This is a genomic window from Azoarcus sp. KH32C, from assembly GCF_000349945.1.
Classification (GTDB): domain Bacteria; phylum Pseudomonadota; class Gammaproteobacteria; order Burkholderiales; family Rhodocyclaceae; genus Aromatoleum.
This window is the reverse complement of the sequence record NC_020516.1, coordinates 3,158,021-3,177,100: the sequence shown is the minus strand read 5'-3', so window position 1 is coordinate 3,177,100 and position 19,080 is coordinate 3,158,021. Positions and strand designations below refer to the sequence as shown.

16 protein-coding genes are annotated in these 19,080 nt (G+C 64.7%); 6 read left to right on the top strand and 10 right to left on the bottom strand.

Features of this window, described 5'->3' with window-relative positions:
- Nucleotides 1–195 (top strand): Fe-S cluster assembly protein IscX, encoded by a 195-nt coding sequence (gene iscX, locus AZKH_RS13895; RefSeq protein ID WP_015436420.1) that lies wholly within the window; start codon nucleotides 1–3, stop codon nucleotides 193–195.
- 22 nt (nucleotides 196–217) lie between these two features.
- Here iscX and AZKH_RS13890 read toward each other — a convergent pair whose 3' ends face one another.
- The 6 genes from AZKH_RS13890 to dapC all read right to left on the bottom strand — a co-directional run bounded on the left by AZKH_RS13890 (nucleotide 218) and on the right by dapC (nucleotide 6,196).
- Nucleotides 218–670: a response regulator gene (locus tag AZKH_RS13890; protein ID WP_015436419.1), complete on the bottom strand. Its 453-nt coding sequence runs from the start codon at nucleotides 668–670 to the stop codon at nucleotides 218–220.
- A 64-nt stretch (nucleotides 671–734) separates the two neighbouring features.
- Entirely contained in the window at nucleotides 735–1,691 is a 957-nt protein-coding gene (gene prmB, locus AZKH_RS13885; RefSeq protein ID WP_015436418.1) for a 50S ribosomal protein L3 N(5)-glutamine methyltransferase, read from the bottom strand.
- A 2-nt stretch (nucleotides 1,692–1,693) separates the two neighbouring features.
- Complete coding sequence (gene dapE / locus AZKH_RS13880) at nucleotides 1,694–2,848, bottom strand: succinyl-diaminopimelate desuccinylase (protein ID WP_015436417.1); 1,155 nt, start codon at nucleotides 2,846–2,848, stop codon at nucleotides 1,694–1,696.
- A 49-nt stretch (nucleotides 2,849–2,897) separates the two neighbouring features.
- Nucleotides 2,898–4,082, bottom strand: coding sequence for a PilT/PilU family type 4a pilus ATPase (locus tag AZKH_RS13875; RefSeq protein ID WP_015436416.1), 1,185 nt, complete (start codon nucleotides 4,080–4,082; stop codon nucleotides 2,898–2,900).
- A gap of 81 nt (nucleotides 4,083–4,163) precedes the next feature.
- Nucleotides 4,164–4,985: a 2,3,4,5-tetrahydropyridine-2,6-dicarboxylate N-succinyltransferase gene (dapD, locus tag AZKH_RS13870; protein WP_015436415.1), complete on the bottom strand. Its 822-nt coding sequence runs from the start codon at nucleotides 4,983–4,985 to the stop codon at nucleotides 4,164–4,166.
- 17 nt (nucleotides 4,986–5,002) lie between these two features.
- Nucleotides 5,003–6,196: a succinyldiaminopimelate transaminase gene (dapC, locus tag AZKH_RS13865; protein WP_015436414.1), complete on the bottom strand. Its 1,194-nt coding sequence runs from the start codon at nucleotides 6,194–6,196 to the stop codon at nucleotides 5,003–5,005.
- A gap of 129 nt (nucleotides 6,197–6,325) precedes the next feature.
- Between dapC and smc the strand changes: the two genes are divergently transcribed.
- The 4 genes from smc (at nucleotide 6,326) to galU (ending at nucleotide 13,923) form a co-directional block, all read left to right on the top strand.
- Complete coding sequence (gene smc, locus AZKH_RS13860; RefSeq protein WP_041656192.1) at nucleotides 6,326–9,850, top strand: chromosome segregation protein SMC; 3,525 nt, start codon at nucleotides 6,326–6,328, stop codon at nucleotides 9,848–9,850.
- 14 nt (nucleotides 9,851–9,864) lie between these two features.
- The gene (locus AZKH_RS13855; protein WP_015436412.1) at nucleotides 9,865–10,956 is read left to right on the top strand and encodes a cell division protein ZipA C-terminal FtsZ-binding domain-containing protein; all 1,092 of its coding nucleotides are present in this window, start codon (nucleotides 9,865–9,867) and stop codon (nucleotides 10,954–10,956) included.
- Nucleotides 10,956–12,989 carry an NAD-dependent DNA ligase LigA gene (gene ligA, locus AZKH_RS13850; protein ID WP_015436411.1) on the top strand — a complete coding sequence of 678 codons (2,034 nt, stop codon included), beginning with the start codon at nucleotides 10,956–10,958 and terminating at the stop codon, nucleotides 12,987–12,989. The genes AZKH_RS13855 and ligA overlap by 1 nt, the downstream gene beginning before the upstream one ends.
- Nucleotides 12,990–13,050: 61 nt before the next feature.
- Nucleotides 13,051–13,923, top strand: coding sequence for a UTP--glucose-1-phosphate uridylyltransferase GalU (gene galU / locus AZKH_RS13845; protein WP_015436410.1), 873 nt, complete (start codon nucleotides 13,051–13,053; stop codon nucleotides 13,921–13,923).
- Nucleotides 13,924–14,018: 95 nt separating this feature from the next.
- Here galU and typA read toward each other — a convergent pair whose 3' ends face one another.
- Nucleotides 14,019–15,836 (bottom strand): translational GTPase TypA, encoded by a 1,818-nt coding sequence (gene typA / locus AZKH_RS13840; protein WP_015436409.1) that lies wholly within the window; start codon nucleotides 15,834–15,836, stop codon nucleotides 14,019–14,021.
- A gap of 168 nt (nucleotides 15,837–16,004) precedes the next feature.
- Between typA and AZKH_RS13835 the strand changes: the two genes are divergently transcribed.
- Nucleotides 16,005–16,745, top strand: a complete 741-nt coding sequence (locus tag AZKH_RS13835) for an S-methyl-5'-thioinosine phosphorylase (RefSeq protein WP_015436408.1) — start codon at nucleotides 16,005–16,007, stop codon at nucleotides 16,743–16,745.
- Between the two features lie 34 nt (nucleotides 16,746–16,779).
- Here AZKH_RS13835 and AZKH_RS13830 read toward each other — a convergent pair whose 3' ends face one another.
- Genes AZKH_RS13830 through AZKH_RS13820 form a run of 3 tightly spaced genes read right to left on the bottom strand, consistent with a single transcriptional unit; the run spans nucleotide 16,780 to nucleotide 19,080 of the window.
- A complete protein-coding gene (locus AZKH_RS13830; RefSeq protein WP_041656190.1) occupies nucleotides 16,780–17,190 on the bottom strand; it encodes a carboxypeptidase-like regulatory domain-containing protein in 411 nt (136 codons plus the stop codon).
- A 31-nt stretch (nucleotides 17,191–17,221) separates the two neighbouring features.
- On the bottom strand, nucleotides 17,222–17,704 hold the full coding sequence (locus AZKH_RS13825; protein WP_015436406.1) for a YbhB/YbcL family Raf kinase inhibitor-like protein: 483 nt from the start codon (nucleotides 17,702–17,704) through the stop codon (nucleotides 17,222–17,224).
- Nucleotides 17,701–19,080, bottom strand: coding sequence for a nicotinate phosphoribosyltransferase (locus tag AZKH_RS13820; protein WP_015436405.1), 1,380 nt, complete (start codon nucleotides 19,078–19,080; stop codon nucleotides 17,701–17,703). The genes AZKH_RS13825 and AZKH_RS13820 overlap by 4 nt, the downstream gene beginning before the upstream one ends.

Genomic DNA, 19,080 nt, shown 5'->3' with positions numbered 1-19,080 from the left:
ATGAAGTGGACCGAAGTCCAGGAGATCGCGATCCAGCTCTCCGATACGCATCCGAATGTGGACCCCACGCAGGTTAACTTCGTCGACCTGATGAACTGGGTGATGGCGCTTCCCGAATTCGACGACGACCCCAAGCATTGCGGTGAGCGCGTCCTCGAAGCGATCCAGCAGGCGTGGATCGACGAGGCCGCCTGAGTTTGGCGTTTGCCGGGTTCGCTCAGTAACCCGAATCGGTGTGGGCCGTCTGGTTGAGATTCAGCCAATAGCGGGCGAGGAGCCCGATCACCATCACAAAGCGGCCGAGTTCGAGCGGTTTCAGCACATAACTATTTGCGCCTAGGCGATAGGCTTCGCGAATATCGTTCGGATCGTGCGAGCCGGTCAGAATGACCAGCGGAATGAGACTGCTCCGTTCGTGGGCGCGAATGCGCCTGACAAGCTCGAAGCCGTCGATCCGCGGAAGCTTGAGGTCCATCACGATCACTGCCGGCAGCCGTGCCGATGGCGGCCTGCGCTGGCTGTCGTCCCCGAACAGGAAATCCAGCGCCTCGACGCCATCACGCGCGACAACGACCGCATTGGTGATGCCGTTTTCGCGAAGCGCATGCAGCGTCAGCGTTTCCTCGTTCGGGTTGTCCTCGACGAGTAGGATGTAACGATCGGCTGCCATGATGTTCCCTCGAAGTGGGGCCGGCGCGTGGCAGCTCGCGCGATACTGCGGGGGACGAAAACCCTCAGGCGGGAAGGTCCTCGGCGCGCAGCACGAACACCATGTCATCGCCCCCGTTGCCCGAAAGCCATACGAAGGGAAGATCAGGGAACGCGGCTTCCACGATATGACGATTATGCCCGACTTCGACCGCGAGTACGCCATCGGGATTGAGGTGTTTGCGCGACTCGGCCAACAGACGGCGGACGACATCGAGGCCGTCTTCGCCTGCGGCCAGCGCCATGCGCGGTTCGTGCAGATACTCCGGTGGCAGCGTTTCCATCGAGTCGGTCGTGACGTACGGCGGATTACTGATGATCAAGTCGAAACGCCGACCGTCAAGCTCATCGAAGACGTCGCTCTTGACGAGTTCGACACGGTCTTCGAGCGAATATTCGGCAACGTTCGAATGGGCGACTTCGAGCGCATCCTCGGAGAGGTCGACGCCGACGACGCGTGCGTTCGGAAAGGCGTGTGCCATGAGGATCGCGAGGCAGCCGGACCCCGTGCACATGTCGAGGGCGCTGTCCACTGCGGCAGGATCTTCGATCCAGGGTGAAAAGCGGTCTTCGAGATGTTCGGCGAAGAAGGAGCGGGGAACGATCACTCGCTCGTCGACATTGAAGCGATATTCGCCGAGCCAGGCTTCGCCGGTCAGGTAGGCGGCAGGAATCCGCTCCTCGGCGCGCCGTTCGATGACATTGAAGATCTCCCCCCGTTCCTCGCTGGTGATGCAGGCGTCCAGAAAGGGTTCGAGACGGTCGAGCGGCAGCGACAACGTGTGCAGCAGCAGCCACACGGCTTCGTCGTAGGCGTTGTCGCAGCCGTGGCCGAAGAACAGGCCGGCGCGATTGAAGCGGGTCACGGCATAACGCAGCCAGTCGCGCAGCGTCACGAGTTCGACGAGCGGGCCGCTCTCGTGTTCGTGATCATGCTCGTGTTCGGCGCCGTCTTGATGATGTTCGCAGCAGTTATGGCTCATGTTCACTTCCGGTTGGGAGCAAGCAGCGTGCGCAGCGTGCCCTCGTAGATCGTCGATAGCGGTTCGATGGCGTCGACGGCGACGCGTTCATCGACCTTGTGAATGGTGGCGTTGACCGGTCCGAATTCGACGACTTCCGAGCAGATGTCGGCAATGAAGCGTCCGTCGGAGGTGCCGCCGCTCGTCGACAGTTCGGTTTCGACGCCGACCGTGTCGCGGATCGCGTCGGTCAATGCAGCGACCAGCTTGCCGCGACCGGTCAGGAAGGGCTTGCCCGAGAGATGCCAGTCGAGTTCGTAGTCGAGGCCGTGGCGGTCGAGGATTTCATGTGTGCGGCGCTTGAGCTCGTTCGCCGTACTGACCGAGGCGAAGCGGAAGTTGAAGAGCACCTCACACACGCCGGGAATGACATTGTTGGCGCCCGTGCCCGCGTGAATGTTCGAGACCTGCCACGTCGTCGGAGGAAAGAACTCGTTGCCTTCGTCCCAGCGGATCGACGCGAGCTCGGCGAGTGCCGGTGCGAATTCGTGGATCGGGTTGCGTGCGAGTTGGGGATAGGCGACGTGGCCTTGCACGCCCTTGACCCGCAAGGTGCCCGACAGCGAGCCGCGGCGTCCGTTCTTGATCGTGTCGCCCAGAGTATTGACCGAGGTCGGCTCACCGACGATACAGTAGTCGAGACGTTCGCCGCGCCCGGCGAGCGCTTCGACGACTTTGACGGTGCCGTGCGTGGCGATGCCTTCCTCGTCGGAGGTCAGCAGCAGAGCGATGGAGCCCTCGTGGTCGGGGTTCGCGGCGACGAAGCGTTCGATGGAGGTCACGAAGGCCGCGAGCGAGGTCTTCATGTCTGCCGCGCCGCGACCGTACAGATAGCCTTCACGGACCGTCGGCTCGAACGGACGAGTCTGCCATGCGCTTTCCGGACCGGTCGGAACGACATCGGTATGGCCGGCAAAGCATAGGATCGGGGCCGCGGTTCCGCGGCGCGCCCACAGATTGCTGACACCGCCGGTGTCGATACGCTCGAAGTGAAATCCAAGCGGGGCAAGGCGCTCGGCGATGAGTTCCAGGCAGCCGGCGTCTTCCGGTGTCACCGAGCTGCGGGCAATGAGGTCACAGGCCAGCGCGAAGGTGGCCGTTTGGGGAGTGGATGTCATTGTTTGAAATTGATACGTTGTGCGGGCGGGATAGCGCCGCCCGCATCCTTCAGCGCCCTTGATCGTCGTCGAGATGGAGCGCGAATTCGCTGAACGAGGCGCCGTCGCCCGATGGCGGCTGGAAATCCATGGTCGGTGGCGCATCGCTGCCCGCCGAAGCGGCAGCCTCGTTGTTGATCTGGGCGTTGTTGATCAGCCAGGCCAAGTTGGTCGGCGAATCGGCGTTGGCGAGCGCTTCCTCGAAGGTGATGATGCCTTCGCGGTACAGGCGGTGCAGGTCCTGCTCGAAGGTCTGTGACCCGGGGGCGAGGCTCTGCTGCATTGCCTCCTTCACCTCGTTGAGCTCGCCGCGTTCGACCAGTTCGGAGACGTGACGCGTGTTCATCAGGATCTCGACCGCCGGCGTGCGGATGCCGTCCGGCTTGCGCACCAGGCGCTGGGAGATGATGCACTTCAGCGCGACCGCGAGGTCGAGGTACAGCAGCGAGCGGTTCTCGAGCGGGAAGAAGTTAACGATCCGGTTCAGCGCATGGTAGGCGTTGTTTGCGTGCAGCGTCGCGAGGCAGAGGTGGCCCGTTTGCGAATAGGCGAGCGCCGCCTGCATCGTTTCGCGGTCGCGGATTTCGCCGATCAGGATGCAGTCGGGCGCCTGACGCATCGCGTTGCGCAGCGCTTCGTGCCAGCCGAGGGTGTCGATGCCGACTTCGCGCTGATTGACGACAGACTTGCGGTGCTTGAAGAGGTATTCGATCGGGTCCTCGACCGTCAGGATGTGGCCCGAACGGTTGCGGTTCCGGTGGTCGATCATCGAGGCCAGCGTCGTCGATTTGCCCGAGCCGGTCGCGCCGACGACGAGCAGCAGGCCGCGCTTCTCGGTGACGACCTCAGCGAGCACTGGCGGTAGCCCGAGTGTGTCGAGGGACGGGATCTCGCCCTGGATGTAGCGGACGACGATCGCGATGCTGTGCCGCTGCCAGAAGACGTTGACGCGGAAGTTGCCCATATCGCGCCGGCCGAAAGAAAGATTGAGTTCCTTCTCCGTTTCGAAGGTTTCGATCTGCTCCGGGGTCATCATCTCGTAGATCATCCGCTTGATCATGGACGGGTCCATGTTCTGCTGGTTGATCGGCATCGTGATGCCCTGGATCTTGATATGGATCGGGGCGCCGGCTGAGATGAAGATGTCCGACGCGGCCTTTTCGGCCATCAACTGAAACAGCTTGTCGAAAATCATCGCGGAGTCTCCGGGGCGTGGCCTTGCGAATCGGTTGGCATGGGCGCGGGGATGTCAGACATCCCCGCAGGGGCGGCAGTCTTAGGCGCCGCGGAGCAGTTCGTTGATGCCGGTCTTGGCACGCGTCTGGGCGTCGACGCGCTTGACGATGACGGCGCAGTACAGGCTGTACTTACCGTCGGCAGACGGCAAGCTGCCCGGCACAACGACCGCGCCGGACGGGACTCGGCCGTAGAAAATTTCGCCGGTTTCGCGGTCGTAGATCTTGGTGCTTTGGCCGATGTAGACGCCCATCGACAGCACGGCGTTTTCTTCGATGATCACGCCTTCGACGACTTCGGAGCGCGCGCCGACGAAGACGTTGTCTTCGATGATGACGGGACCGGCCTGGACGGGTTCGAGCACGCCACCGATGCCGACGCCGCCCGACAGGTGCACGTTCTTGCCGATCTGGGCGCAGGAGCCAACGGTGGCCCAGGTATCGACCATGGTGCCTTCATCGACATAGGCGCCGATATTGACGTAGGAGGGCATCAGCACGACGTTCTTCGCGATGTAGCTGCCCTTGCGTGCGACGGCCGGCGGCACGACGCGGAAGCCGCCTTCGCGGAACTGCTCGGGCGTGTAGTCGCCGAACTTCGTCGGGACTTTGTCATAGAAGTTCAGCGCACCGGCCGACTGCACTTCATTGTCGCGCAGGCGGAAGGAGATCAGGACGGCCTTCTTGATCCACTGGTTGACGGTCCAGTTGCCGTCGACCTTCTCGGCGACGCGCAGGCGGCCGGAGTCCAGTCCGTTGATGACTTCGGCCACCGCATCGCGGATGACGGCCGGCGCCGACGAGGGCGACAGGCTGGAGCGGTTTTCGAAGGCGTCGTCGATGATCTTTTGCAGTTCTTGCATGGGGAATTTCCGATTGTTCAGAGAGTTTGGCAGAAGGCTGCGATCCGTTCGGCAGCCTCCAGGCATTCGGACGTTTCGGCCACCAGGGCGATCCGTACGAAACCGGCGCCCGGATTGACGCCGTTGGCCTCCCGGGCAAGGAAACTGCCGGGCAGGACGGTCACATTATATGCAGCCTGCAGGCGGCGGGCGAACTCGGTGTCCGAGATCGGCGTCTGCGCCCACAGGTAGAAAGCCGCGTCCGGACGCTCGACCTTCAGGTGACGTGCGATGATCGGCGTGACGCGGTCGAATTTGTCGCGGTACAGGCGGCGGTTTTCGATGACGTGCGCTTCGTCGTTCCAGGCGGCGGTCGAGGCGGCCTGCACCGACGGGCTCATCGCGCAGCCGTGATAGGTGCGGTAGAGCAGGAAGGATTTCATGATCGCTGCATCGCCGGCGACGAAGCCGGTGCGCATGCCGGGCACGTTGGAGCGCTTCGAGAGACTGGAGAACACGACGATGTTGCGGAAATCGGTCCGCCCGCACTTGTGGGCGGCTTCGAGCGCGCCGATCGGCGGCGCGTCTTCGTCGAAGTAGATTTCGGAGTAGCACTCGTCGGCGGCGATCACGAAACCGTAGCGGTCGGAGAGCGCGAAGAGCTTTTCCCACTCGGCTTGCCCGAGCACGTGGCCGGTCGGGTTGCCGGGCGAGCAGACGAAGATCAGCTGCACGTCGCGCCACACGCTTTCGGGCACGGCGTCGAAATCCGAGCCGAAGCGGTTTTCCGCGAGATTGTTGATGAACACCGGTTCGGCGCCGGCGAGCAGGGCCGCGCCTTCGTAGATCTGATAGAACGGGTTCGGGCTCAGCACTTTTGCGCCGGGGCGGCTGCCGTCGACAACACACTGGGTGAATGCGAACAGCGCTTCGCGGGAACCATTGACAGGCAGGACCTGGGTCGCTGCGTCGATGGCGGGAAGTCTGTAGCGGCGTTCGAGCCAGCGCGCGATCGAGGTACGCATCGCCTCGCTACCCTGGGTCGTCGGATAGTTCGCGAGCCCGCCGAGGTTGTCGATCAAGGCCTGCGTGATGAAGGCCGGCGTGGCGTGCTGCGGTTCGCCGATCGAAAGGCGGATCGGTTTGAGCTCCGCCGGCGGTGTGATGCCGGCGAACAGCGCGCGCAGTTTCTCGAAGGGGTAAGGCTGGAGGCGGGCGAGGTTGGGATTCACGTTCTATCGGCTCTGCAGCAAGGTAAAGGCGTCAAGCGGGCGATGGTATCATGTTGAGCTTTGACTGGCCGCGCAGGGGCGGCAGTCGCGCTTCGTTGGCATTTCACCGGTCCAGTCCTTCGCTCTGACGTGCGTCTTTCCAAGCTAAAACTCGCCGGTTTCAAGACCTTTGTCGATCCCACCACAGTGCAGACACCAGGAAACTTGGTGGGCGTGGTGGGTCCGAACGGCTGCGGCAAATCCAATATCATCGATGCGGTTCGCTGGGTGCTCGGCGAGAGCCGGGCCAGCGCTTTGCGCGGCGAATCGATGCAGGATGTTATCTTCAACGGTTCGACGACCCGAAAGCCGGTTTCGCGCGCGAGCGTCGAACTGGTTTTCGACAACTCCGAAGGCAAGGCGGCCGGGCAGTGGTCGCGTTACGCGGAAATTTCGGTCAAGCGGGTGCTCGACCGCAGTGGGGAGTCGACCTATTTCCTGAACAACGTCCAGGTCCGCCGCAAGGACGTGATCGACCTCTTCCTCGGCACCGGGCTCGGGCCGCGCGCGTATGCGATCATCGAGCAGGGGATGATCTCGCGCATCATCGAGGCGCGGCCGGAAGAGATTCGCGGCTTTCTCGAGGAGGCGGCCGGGGTCACGAAGTACCGCGAGCGCCGGCGGGAGACGGAAGGGCGGCTCGCCGATGCGCGGGACAACCTGGCGCGCCTCGACGACATCCGTATCGAGCTCGGCGAGCGGATCGGGCACCTGGAGGTGCAGGCCGAGATCGCAGCGCGCTACCGCGATCTGAACGCGGCGCACATCCAGCGCCAGCAGCTGCTGTGGATGCTCAAGCGCAAGGAGGCGCGCGCCGAACAGGCCCGGCTCGAAGGCGAACTGAACACGCTGTCCGCGAAGATGGAGTCGGACAGTGCGCGGTTGCAGGCGCTGGAGACGGCCGTCGAGACCGCGCGGACGGCGCATTTTGATGCGTCGGAGTCCGTGCACGTCGCGCAGACGGATCTGTTTGCCGTCTCTGCCGAAGTGACGCGCCTGGAGGCCGAATTGCGGCATCTGGACGACGCTCGCAAGCGTCTCGAAGCGCGTATCGCGCAGCTCGTGACCGACGAAGGGCACTGGCAGGCGCGCCGCGAAGCCTCGCTGGGCGAGCGGGATCGCTGGGGCGGGCTGAAGGACAATGCCGCGATGCGCATGGAGCAGGCTGAGGCACGGCACGCGGAGATCGCCGACCGTGTCCCCGACGCCGAGTCCGCGCGCCAGGCGGCGGACGCCACGGTAGCCATGGCGCGTCGCGAACTGTCGCAGACCGAGCAGCAGCTTCGTGTCGAGGAGGCGAATCGCGCGAGCGCGGTGCGGGCGCTGGATGCCTTGAGTCAGCGGCGCGGGCGTCTCAGCGCCGAGACCGGGAGCATTGAAGGGCCCGACGAGGCGGCGGTCGCGCAGCAGGAAGCCCGGCTCGAGTTGCTGCAGGACCAGCACGAGGCGCAGCAGCGCGAGCTCGCCGAAATCCAGCAGCGCCAGCCCGAGGCGCAGGCTGCGTTGAAGGCCGCGGTCGAGCACGAACGTCAGATGCAGCGGCGCCTGACCGAGTTGCGGGCGCGCCGCGATGCCCTCGTGCAGCTTCAGAACCGCGTCCAGTCGCAGGGGCAGCTCGGCGACTGGCTGAAGCGCCACAAGCTCGCGGAGCTACCGCCCTTGTGGCGCGAGCTGCGGGTTGAGCCGGGTTGGGAAACGGCCGTGGAGGCGGTGCTGCGGGAACGGCTGGCCGCACTGACGGGTGAGGTCGCGCAGGCTGCGCGTGCGATGTTCGACGAGCCTCCGCCGGGTTCTCTGGCGGTCGTTTTCGCCGGGTCGCCGTCCTCTGCCGCGCCGCGCGTCCTGGATGGCGCATGCGCGCTGCTCGACAAGGTCGGTGTCGGCGATGCGCGGTTCGCGGGCATCGTCGCCGACTGGCTCGACAGCTGCATGGCGGTCGACTCGCTGGTGGCGTGGATCGATCGCAGGGACGAGATCCCGGCCGGTGTCGTGCTCGTCGCGCCCTCGGGACAAATTCTCACGCGACATGTGCTTGTGCACTACGCGCCCGACAGCCGCACGCACGGCGTGATGGAGCGTCAGCGCGAGATCGATATGCTGGTGGAGAGCTTCGCCGCTCTGGAGGAAGAGGCCGGCTTCGCTCATGACACGATGCTGGGCGCCGAGTCCGTGGCGGCTGAGCTGCAGGAACGTGGCAACGCGCTGCGGCGCGAGTTACAGAATGCACAGCAGGAGGTCCATCGGGAACAGGTCGAGCTTCTCAAGCTGACCCAGGCGCGTCAGCGTGCCGAAGAGCGACGCGACCAGCTTGCGCGCGATCTCGAGGATCTCGTGCATCTCGAAAGTACCGAGCGCGAGCATCTGGCGCGGGCCGAGATGGAGCTGGCGCGTGCCGCCGAGCTCGCGGATCTTCAGCGCGAGCGCCTCGACGGCGCGACCGAAGTCCTTGCCGAGCGCGACAACGTGCTGCGCGAGGTGCGGGCGCTGGAGCAGGCGACGGCGCGCGAATTGCAGGAGGCGCGGTTTTCGGAGCGCGAATGCGCCGGGAAGCTGGATGACGTTGCCCGCAACCTGCAGCTGGCCGGCGAGCAGCTCGAACGCGTTGCGGCCGAACTGCTTGCTCGCCGGCACGAACTGGAGGCGACCGACAGCGGGCGCAGCAACGACGCGCTGCAGGAAGCGCTCGCGCTGAGGGAAAGACGCGAGGCCGCGCTGGCTGCACGCCGCGATGCGCTCGAAGCGGCCGCGGCATCCTTGCGCCAGACCGAGGAGATGCGGCTGCGCACCGAACAGGAGGCCGCGCCTGCCCGCGCGCGAGTCGCGGAACTGCGCCTTGCCGTGCAGGCGGCCGAGCTCGCCGGCGCGCAATTCCAGGAGCGTCTCACTGAAGCCCAGGCCGACGAGACGGCGCTGGAGCCGCTGCTGACCGCAGACCTGCGCGAAACATCGCTGGTGCGCGAAGTCGCGCGCCTGGCCCGTGAAATTGCCGATCTCGGGCAGGTCAATCTCGCGGCGCTGGACGAGTTGCGCAGCGCGCAGGAGCGCAAAGGCTATCTGGACGTCCAGTACGACGACCTCATGGAGGCGATCGAAACCCTGGAGGATGCGATCCGCAAGATAGACCGTGAAACACGTGAACAGCTGCAGGAGACCTACAATACCGTCTCGCAGCATTTCGGCACGCTGTTTCCGCAGCTGTTCGGCGGCGGTCAGGCCCGGCTGGTGCTCACTGGCGACGAGATCCTGGATGCGGGCATCCAGATCGTCGCGCAGCCCCCGGGCAAGAAGAATACGTCGATCCACCTGCTTTCGGGCGGCGAGAAGGCATTGACGGCGATTGCGCTGGTGTTTTCGATGTTCCAGCTCAATCCCGCGCCGTTCTGCATGCTTGACGAGGTGGATGCCCCACTGGACGATACGAACACGGAACGGTATGGTCAGATGGTGAAGCGTATGTCATTGCAGACGCAGTTCATCTTCATCAGCCACAGCAAGATCACGATGGGGATTGCGCAGCAGCTGGTTGGTGTGACGATGCAGGAGCAAGGTGTCTCCCGCGTAGTGGAAGTGGATATCGAAGAGGCGCTGCGACTGGCCGAGCCGGCAGCAGCCTGACAACGGGAATCGAGATGGATAGCGAATTGCAGATTGGACTGGCCGCCCTGGGGGTGGCAGCGGTCGTCAGTATCGTCGGCTACAACAAGTGGCAGGAGCGCAAGCATCGGCGCGAGGCCGAGCTCGCATTCAAGTCGGAACATCGTGACGTGCTGCTCGAGCCGAACGAAGGCGGAGCGTCCGCCGACGAGCGTCTTGAGCCCTCCGTGGTGCGCGGGGAACGGTCGGGGCATGCGGCCGTGCGAGATCCCGGCTTGCGCAAGGCGACCCCGAGGCCGCCCGAGCAGGTCGATTCGCGCGTCGATTGCATCATCCGCATCGAATCGATCGAACCGCTGGAGGCTCCGCGGCTGTGGGCGGCGCAGAGCGAGCAACTCATGGGTATCTCGAAGCCCGTGCGCTGGTACGGGTTCGACGATGCGCAGAACGTGTGGCGCGAACTCAATGCGCACAGCGCCGGTGCCTATCATTGGTTCTGTGCGGCGATGCAGATGGTCGATCGGCGCGGGCCGATCAGCGAGTCGGACCTGATGCATTTTTCGGGCGGCGTGCAGCGTGTTGCCGAGGCGTTCTTCGCCGTGCCGGCGGAAGTCCCATCGAGCGGCGAAACGCTGCGCAATGCGGCTGAGCTCGACCGTTTCTGTGCCGGCGTCGATGTGCAGATCGGCATCAACATCGTGAGCAGCGGACAGCCCTTCGCCGGTACGAAGATCCGGGCGCTGGCCGAATCGAACGGGCTCGTCATCGGCAACGACGGCGCTTTCCATGCCTGCGACGAGGATGGCAACACGCTGTTCACGCTCAGCAACATGGAGGCGAACATCTTTGCCGCCGACACGATGCGCAACATCGCGACGCACGGCATGACACTGTTGATCGATGTGCCGCGCGTTCCGAACGGTGTTTTCGCCTTCGAGCGGATGATGCGGCAGGCGTCGCAGATGGCGGACGCGCTGCAAGGGGTCGTTGTCGATGACAACCGCTCGCCGCTGGGGCCCGAGGCGGCCAACATGATCCGCAACCAGATTCAGCACTTCCAGGCTCAGATGGCGAGCGGCAGCATGGCGGCGGGCGGGCAGCTGGCGATGCGGCTGTTTTCCGACTGATGTTTGCTTCGTCTGAAGCGTTCGAGCGCGCCGCACAGTTGCGGCGCGAGCTCGAAGCGCACAACTACGCCTATTATGTTCTCGATGCGCCGACCGTTCCGGACGCCGAATATGACCGGCTGTTCCGTGAGCTGGAGGCCCTCGAAGCCAAGTATCCGGAGCTTGCGACCCCCGATTCGCCGACCCGTCGCGTCGGCGGAGCGCCGATGCCCGAGCTCAGGCCGGTCCGCCACAAGGTGCCGATGCTGTCGATCCGCACCGAGACCGACACCAGCAATGGCGGCATCGTCGCGTTCGACACGCGCGTGCGTAACGCACTCGGGCTGGGCGAGACCGATCCGGCCGTGGAGTACGCCGGCGAGCTGAAGTTCGACGGGCTGGCGATCAGTCTGCGCTACGAGGATGGGGTCCTGGTCAGCGGCGCGACGCGCGGCGACGGGGAGACCGGCGAGGACGTGACGCACAACGTGCGCACGATCCGGCAGATTCCGCTCCGTCTCAAAGGCGATGCGCCGGCCGTGATCGAGGTGCGGGGCGAGATTTACATGCGGCGCGACGAGTTCGACAAGCTGAATGCGCGTCAGCTCGCGGCGGGCGAGAAGGTCTTCGTCAATCCGCGCAACGCCGCGGCCGGCGCCGTGCGTCAGCTCGATCCGCGAATCGCTGCAAAGCGGCCCTTGTCCTTTTTCGCGTACGGCCTGGGCGAAGTCGGCGACTGGAAGATGCCAGGGACGCACGCCGGCTTGCTGGATGCGCTCGCGGCATTCGGTTTCCCGGTGTGCGAGCTCCGCGTCCTCGCCCAGGGCGTCGAAGGACTCAAGGCATTTCACGATCGCATCGCCGCATTGCGCGACAGCCTGCCTTACGACATCGATGGCGTCGTCTACAAGGTCAATCGTTTCGATCTGCAGCGCGAGCTCGGTTTTGTCACGCGCGAGCCGCGTTGGGCCGTTGCGCACAAGTATCCGGCTCAGGAAGAAATCACTGAGCTACTCGGCATCGAAGTGCAGGTTGGGCGAACTGGTGCGCTGACGCCGGTCGCACGGTTGAAGCCGGTCTTCGTCGGCGGCGTCACCGTGACCAACGCGACGCTGCACAACGAGGAGGAAATCCAGCGCAAGGGGATCCTGATCGGTGACCATGTCATCGTGCGGCGGGCCGGAGACGTTATACCGCAGGTCGTCGCTGCGATTGTCGAGCGGCGGACGGGAATGGAGCGGGCCTTCGTGATGCCGACGAGCTGTCCGGTGTGCGGATCCCACGTCGACAAGGCGGAGGACGAGGCGGTGGCGCGCTGCACGGGGGGGCTTTTCTGCCCGGCGCAGCGCAAGCAGGCGCTGCTGCACTTTGCCGGGCGACGCGCGATGGACATCGAGGGGCTGGGCGACAAGCTGGTCGATCAGCTGGTCGAGGCGGGCATCGTCAAGACGCCGGCGGACCTCTACAAGCTGGGCGTGCTGGCGCTGGCGAACCTGCAGCGGATGGCCGAGAAGTCGGCGGCGAACCTCCTTGCGGCGATCGAGAAGAGCCGGCATACGACACTCGCGCGCTTCATCTTCGCGCTCGGCATCCGCAATGTCGGCGAGGCGACGGCGAAGGATTTGGCGCGGCATTTCGGTTCGCTCGATCGGGTGATGGACGCAAGCGTCGAGCAGTTGCTGGAAGTGCCGGACGTGGGGCCGATCGTCGCAGAGAGCATCGCGGCGTTCTTTGCCGAGGCGCACAACCGCGAAGTCATCGAGCAGTTGCGGGCGGCGGGCGTGACGTGGGAAGAAGGCGCCCCGGCGGCGCGAGTGGCGGGAGGGCTCAGCGGCAAGGTGTTCGTGCTGACTGGAACGCTGCCGACGATGAGCCGCGAGGACGCGAAAGCCCTGATCGAGGCGCGGGGCGGCAAGGTGAGCGGTTCGGTGTCGAAGAAGACGGATTATGTAGTCGCAGGTGCGGAAGCCGGGTCGAAACTGGCCAAGGCGCAGGAACTGGGTGTGGCGATCCTGGATGAAGCAGGGTTGCTGCAACTCATTGAAGCAGAATGAAACCATGGCACGGACCAAACGCCGGCCTGAATCGTTATTCGAGGAACGGGAGAATCAAGAAATGAAGAAAGTCACGAAGGCCGTATTCCCTGTAGCAGGTATGGGAACGCGCTTCCTGCCGGCGACGAAGGCGAGCCCGAAGGAAATGCTGCCGATCGTGGACAAGCCGTTGATCCAGTACGCGGTGGAAGAAGCTGTCGATGCGGGGATCACCGACCTGATTTTCATCACGGGCCGGACCAAGCGTTCGATCGAGGACCACTTCGACAAGGCCTATGAGCTGGAAACCGAACTGGCCGCTCGCGGCAAGAAGGAACTCCTGGACATCGTCAAGAAGACGGTGCCGAAGGGTGTGAACTGCGTCTACATCCGCCAGTCCGAGGCGCTCGGCCTGGGTCACGCGGTGCTGTGCGCGGCGCCCGTGGTCGGCGATGAAGCCTTTGCCGTCATCCTTGCGGACGACCTGCTCGACAACCATGGCGCGCCGGCAGTGATGGAACAGATGGTGGGCGTGTATAACTACAACCGTTGCTCGGTGCTCGGCACAATGAACGTGCCGCGCGAGGATACCCGTCAGTACGGCATCGTCAGCACCGAAACCCAGACCGGCGACGTGCAGCGCGTGACCGGCATCATCGAGAAGCCGAAGCCCGAGGATGCGCCGACGACCCAGGCCGTGGTCGGCCGCTATATCCTGACGCCGCACATCTTTGACCACCTGCGCTCGATCAAGCCGGGCGCGGGCGGCGAACTGCAACTCACCGACGCGATCGCTTCGCTGATGAAGGAAGAGGCGGTGCTTGCCTACCAGTTCAAGGGCGTGCGCTACGACTGCGGTTCGAAGCTCGGCTACCTGAAGGCGACCGTGGAACTTGCGTTGCGCCACCCGGAGGTGCGTGAAGAGTTCGCGGCCTACCTCGCCAATCGCGGCTGAGGATAGCAGTCCGTACGGCCGCCGTTTCCGGTGGCCGAAAACAAAAAGGCGCTGCCGTGGCAGCGCCTTTTTCATACGCGGGAGGTGCGCGAAGCTTAGATCGCCTCGGCCTTCGCGGCGCGCTTACGCTCGTTTTCGGTCAGGTAACGCTTGCGCAGGCGGATCGACTTCGGCGTGATCTCGACGAGCTCATCGTCGGCGATGAATTCGATCGCCGATTCGAGCGTGAGCTGGATCGCCGGTATCAGGCGCACCGCTTCGTCGGTGCCGGAGGCGCGGACGTTGGTGAGCTGTTTGCCCTTGATCGGGTTCACGACGAGGTCGTTGTCACGCGAGTGGATGCCGATGATCATGCCTTCGTACACCGGGTCGTTATGCGTGACGAACATGCGGCCGCGGTCCTGCAGCTTCCACAGCGCGTACGCGACGGCCTGGCCATCGTCCTGCGAGATCAGCACGCCGTTGCGGCGTTCGCCCATCGCGCCGGCGAGCGGGCCGTAATCGTCGAACACGTGGCTGGCGAGACCGGTGCCGCGGGTCAGCGTCAGAAATTCGCCCTGGAAGCCGATCAGCCCACGGGCCGGGATGCGGTATTCGAGACGGGTGCGGCCCTTGCCGTCGGACTGCATGTCCTGCAGTTCGCCGCGGCGGCGGCCGAGTTCTTCCATCACGCCGCCCTGATGCTCTTCCTCGACGTCGACGGTGAGCATTTCGTAAGGTTCGCACTTCACGCCATCGATGTCACGGAAGACGACGCGGGGACGGCCGACGGCCATCTCGAAGCCTTCGCGACGCATGTTTTCGAGCAGGATCGTGAGGTGCAGTTCGCCGCGGCCCGAGACTTCGAAGACGTCGGAGTCGTTGGTGTAGTTCACGCGCAGCGCGACGTTCTTGAGGAGTTCCTTTTCGAGGCGCTCGCGGATCTGGCGGCTGGTGACGAACTTGCCTTCGCGGCCGGCGAGCGGCGAGGAGTTGACCATGAAGTTCATCGTCAGCGTCGGTTCATCGACGGCGATGGGCTTCATGCCTTCGAGGCCGTCCGGGTCGCAGATCGTGACGCCGATGTTGACCTGGTCGATGCCCGAGACCAGCACGATGTCGCCCGCTTCGGCCGATTCGGCCTGGCTGCGCTCGAGGCCCTTGAAGGTCAGCACCTGGCCGATCTTGGCCTTACCGCGGTTTTCGTCGCCGTACATTACGACGACTTCCTGGTTCGGGCGGATACGGCCGCGCTTGATGCGCCCGATGCCGAGCTGGCCGATGTAGGTCGAGTAGTCGAGCGAGCAGACCTGCAGTTGCAGCGGCCCCTCGGAGTCGACTTCCGGTTGCGGCACGTGTTCGAGGATCGCTTCGTACAGCGGCTTCATGTCGGTGCCGGGGGTGGCGGCGTCGAGCATCGCGAAGCCGTTGAGCGCCGAGGCGTAGACGACCGGGAAGTCGAGCTGCTCTTCGGTGGCGCCGAGCTTGTCGAAGAGGTCGAAGGTCTGGTTGATGACCCAGTCCGGACGGCTGCCCGGGCGGTCGATCTTGTTGATCACGACGATCGGCTTGAGGCCGAGGGCCAGTGCCTTGCGGGTGACGAAGCGGGTCTGCGGCATCGGGCCTTCGACCGCGTCGACGAGCAACAGCACGCCGTCGACCATCGACAGCACGCGCTCGACCTCGCCGCCGAAGTCGGCGTGTCCCGGGGTGTCGACGATGTTGATGTGGGTCTCGCCGTACTGGATTGCACAGTTCTTGGCGAGAATGGTGATGCCGCGCTCCTTTTCAAGATCGTTGGAGTCCATCACCCGCTCGGAAACCTGCTGGTTTTCGCGGAAGGTGCCGGATTGGCGCAGGAGCTGGTCGACGAGGGTGGTTTTACCGTGGTCGACGTGGGCGATGATGGCGATGTTGCGGATTGCGCGGGACATGTTGGTCCAGAAGTCTTTGAAAAACCATATATTCTAGCACGTGGCGCCGCGTTGCAGCATCGATCTGAAGTCCTAATTCATTGAGCCGGCGCTTTGGGCCCGGGGACGGGGCATGCCGTTTTCGGCTGCATGCTAGAATTGGCGCCGGATCTAAAGGAGACTGGCTTCATGCTCGCAATCATCGGCGGTAGCGGATTGACACAACTTTCGACGCTGGAAATCAGTCGTCGCGAGGTCGTTCGGACCCCTTACGGCGAACCTTCCGGCGCAGTGACCTTCGGTGCGCTCGCGGACCGACCGGTGGTGTTTCTTGCGCGTCACGGCTACGGACACACGATCCCGCCGCATCAGGTGAACTACCGGGCCAACATCTGGGCGCTGAAGCATGTCAAGGCCACGGCGATCGTGTCGGTGGCGTCGGTCGGCGGCATCCGCGAGGATTTCGGGCCCGGAGCACTCGTCGTGCCGAACCAGATCATCGATTACACCTGGGGCCGTCGCAGCACCTTCTTCGAGGGACCGGAAGAACCGGTTCATCACATCGACTTCACGCATCCGTACGACGAGCCGCTGCGCCAGCGCATTCTGGAAGCATCTGCGGGTATTGGCGAGCCGATGTACGACGGCGGGGTCTATGCAGCGACGCAAGGCCCCCGCCTCGAGACTGCTGCCGAGGTGAATCGGCTGGAGCGCGACGGCGCGGAACTCGTCGGCATGACGGGCATGCCCGAAGCTTCGCTCGCGCGGGAACTGGGTGTGCCCTATGCCGCGATCAATGTGGTCGCGAACTACGCGGCCGGGCGCGGCGCCAGCGAAACAGGCATCCAGTTCAGCACCATCGAAGTGGTGCTGCACGAAGCCATGATGCGCGTGCGCCGCGTGCTCGAGGAAGTCTGCCGGCGCTCTTGAGCCCCCGGTGTGCACGCGCTGCGGCGCGCGCCGCTCACCAGCGGAAGATCATCGATGCTTGTCCGTGGGCCGGAACCTGGGCGGTGCGGACTTGCTCCTTGCCGTCGGCGCTGACCGTGACTCGGTAATTGCCTTGGGGTAGTCGCGCGAGCAGGACCGGGCCATCGGCGGTGGCTTCGAGCACGGTCTTCCCGGCCGGCTTCGCGACGACGACCTTTACATTGCCCAGATAATCGCCGCTGCGTTCGGCGAAGAGGAGCTTGAGGTTGTAGTCGCGTCCGATGCGATTGATCTGGTCGCGTTCTTCCAGTCCGACGCCACCCGTGACGAAGGAGATTCCTTCGTAGGTCTGCGTGGGCAGGGGGCCTTCATCGGCGCGTGCGGTCTGTATCGGCAGCGCGACGGCGAGAATGAGCAGCGAAGCTGCGGTGCGCAAGATCTGCATGTCCATACTCCTTTTGCGATGTACCTTCAAATCACGACAAGTGACTCTTCTGGTAGGTTCCGACGAGTTCCGCCTGTGTGAGGATGTGTCCCTGCATCGCCTGTTCGAGCGCGGACTTCGTCGGATGGTGCAGATCCGGCAGCATGCGGTCCAGCGCGTACAGCTTGTGGAAGTAGCGGTGGCGGCCGATCGGCGGGCACGGGCCGCCGTAGCCGGTGCGCTTCCAGTCGTTGAGCCCTTCGAGCGCCGCGGCCGGGAGCTGGGCCGCGGACACCGCCTCGGGCAGCCCGGTGCCGGATGGCGACAGGTTGTAGAGCACCCAGTGGACCCAGGTCATCTTCGGCGCGGCGGGATCGGGGGCGTCGGGGTCGTCGACGATGAGCACCAGGCTCTGCGTGCCGGCGGGAGCGCCTTCCCACGAAAAGGGCGGGGAGACATTGCGGCCTTCGCAGGTGTAGGTCGAGGGGATCGCCGCCTGATGGACGAAGGCGGACGAGGTGATCTTCAGGGTCATTGGAGCTCTCCGGAATTCGGGGGTGGGAAGGGGGCGCCGAACTCGCGATCGACGCTGTCGGCGAGCGCCCGCAGCGCGTCGGCGACGACGACCGGATAGGCGGTCGGCGTGTCGAGCGCGCGCAGATCGTCCGGCAGCGATGTGAACTGGGCGCGGGCGTGCTCGCGCAGGGCGGCGAGCGGCAGATGGGCGGCGAGGCGCATTCCTCCGGTCATAACCGGGGCGAGCAAGGGTTCGCCGATTGCCGTATCGCTGACGACGGTGAGTACGTCGCCGGCGAAACGGCCATCCGCGTCGAGGCTGCGGTACACCTGCTTGCGGCCCGGCCATGTGGCCTTGCCTTCGGAGCGCTTGCGGCGCGCATGTCCGGCGTATTCCTGGAGCTTGTAGGCGCAGTCGAGATAAGGGTAGTCAGCCGAGGTGTTCATTCGGGTGCCGACGCCGAAGCCGTCGATCGGGGCGCGGGTCGAGACGAGCTCGCGCACGGCGTGTTCGTCCAGATTGCCGCTGACGAAGATGCGTAACGAGGCGAGGCCTGCGTCGTCGAGGATGGCGCGGACGCGCCGCGCGTGCTCGGCGAGGTCGCCGCTGTCGATGCGCACGGCCTGGATCGTGATGCCTTCGGGCGCAAGCGCGCGGGCCAGCTGCACCACCTTGTGCGCTGCGGCCTCGGTGTCGTAGGTGTCGATCAGCATCGTGTTCGCCGCCGGCTGCGAGCGTGCGAAGTCTTCGAAGGCGTCGGTTTCGTCATCATGGGCCTGGATGAAGGAGTGGGCCATCGTGCCGTAGAGCGGAATGTCCCATTTCATCCCGGCGAGCACGGTCGCGGTGCCGTCGAAACCTGCGAGGTGGCTTGCCCGGGCCGAGAGAAGCCCGGCCTCGGCGCCGTGGGCGCGGCGCAGGCCGAAATCGACGAGGAGGCGGCCCTGTGCGGCGAGACTGCAGCGGGCCGCCTTGGAGGCGACCATGGTCTGGAACTGCAGCAGGTTGATGATACGCGTCTCGACGAGTTGGGCCTGGGGGAGTGGCGCGGTGATGCGGAGGATAGGCTCGTCGGCGAAGAAGACCGTGCCTTCGCACATTGCGTCGACGTCGCCGGTGAAGCGCAGCGAGGCCAGCCAGTCGACGAAGTCCGGCCTGAAGCGCCCACAGGCTCGCAGCCATTCGAGTTCTTCCGACGAGAAGTGCAGGTCCTCGAGGTAGTCGAGCACCTGTTCGAGGCCGGCGGCGACGAGGAAGTTACGCTGCGGCGGGAGCTTGCGCACGAAGAATTCGAAGGACGCGCTGTGTGTCATGCCGCGCTCGTGGTAACACTGCAGCATCGTGAGCTGGTACAGGTCGGTGAGTAGTGCGTGCTCGGGACCATGCGATGCCAT

Coding starts and splice junctions, on each gene's coding strand:
- iscX (WP_015436420.1), top strand. CDS start 1: ATGAAGTGGACCGAAGTCCAGGAGATCGCGATCCAGCTCTCCGATACG.
- AZKH_RS13890 (WP_015436419.1), bottom strand. CDS start 670: ATGGCAGCCGATCGTTACATCCTACTCGTCGAGGACAACCCGAACGAG.
- prmB (WP_015436418.1), bottom strand. CDS start 1,691: ATGAGCCATAACTGCTGCGAACATCATCAAGACGGCGCCGAACACGAG.
- dapE (WP_015436417.1), bottom strand. CDS start 2,848: ATGACATCCACTCCCCAAACGGCCACCTTCGCGCTGGCCTGTGACCTC.
- AZKH_RS13875 (WP_015436416.1), bottom strand. CDS start 4,082: ATGATTTTCGACAAGCTGTTTCAGTTGATGGCCGAAAAGGCCGCGTCG.
- dapD (WP_015436415.1), bottom strand. CDS start 4,985: ATGCAAGAACTGCAAAAGATCATCGACGACGCCTTCGAAAACCGCTCC.
- AZKH_RS13855 (WP_015436412.1), top strand. CDS start 9,865: ATGGATAGCGAATTGCAGATTGGACTGGCCGCCCTGGGGGTGGCAGCG.
- ligA (WP_015436411.1), top strand. CDS start 10,956: ATGTTTGCTTCGTCTGAAGCGTTCGAGCGCGCCGCACAGTTGCGGCGC.
- galU (WP_015436410.1), top strand. CDS start 13,051: ATGAAGAAAGTCACGAAGGCCGTATTCCCTGTAGCAGGTATGGGAACG.
- typA (WP_015436409.1), bottom strand. CDS start 15,836: ATGTCCCGCGCAATCCGCAACATCGCCATCATCGCCCACGTCGACCAC.
- AZKH_RS13835 (WP_015436408.1), top strand. CDS start 16,005: ATGCTCGCAATCATCGGCGGTAGCGGATTGACACAACTTTCGACGCTG.
- AZKH_RS13830 (WP_041656190.1), bottom strand. CDS start 17,190: ATGCAGATCTTGCGCACCGCAGCTTCGCTGCTCATTCTCGCCGTCGCG.
- AZKH_RS13825 (WP_015436406.1), bottom strand. CDS start 17,704: ATGACCCTGAAGATCACCTCGTCCGCCTTCGTCCATCAGGCGGCGATC.
- AZKH_RS13820 (WP_015436405.1), bottom strand. CDS start 19,080: ATGGCATCGCATGGTCCCGAGCACGCACTACTCACCGACCTGTACCAG.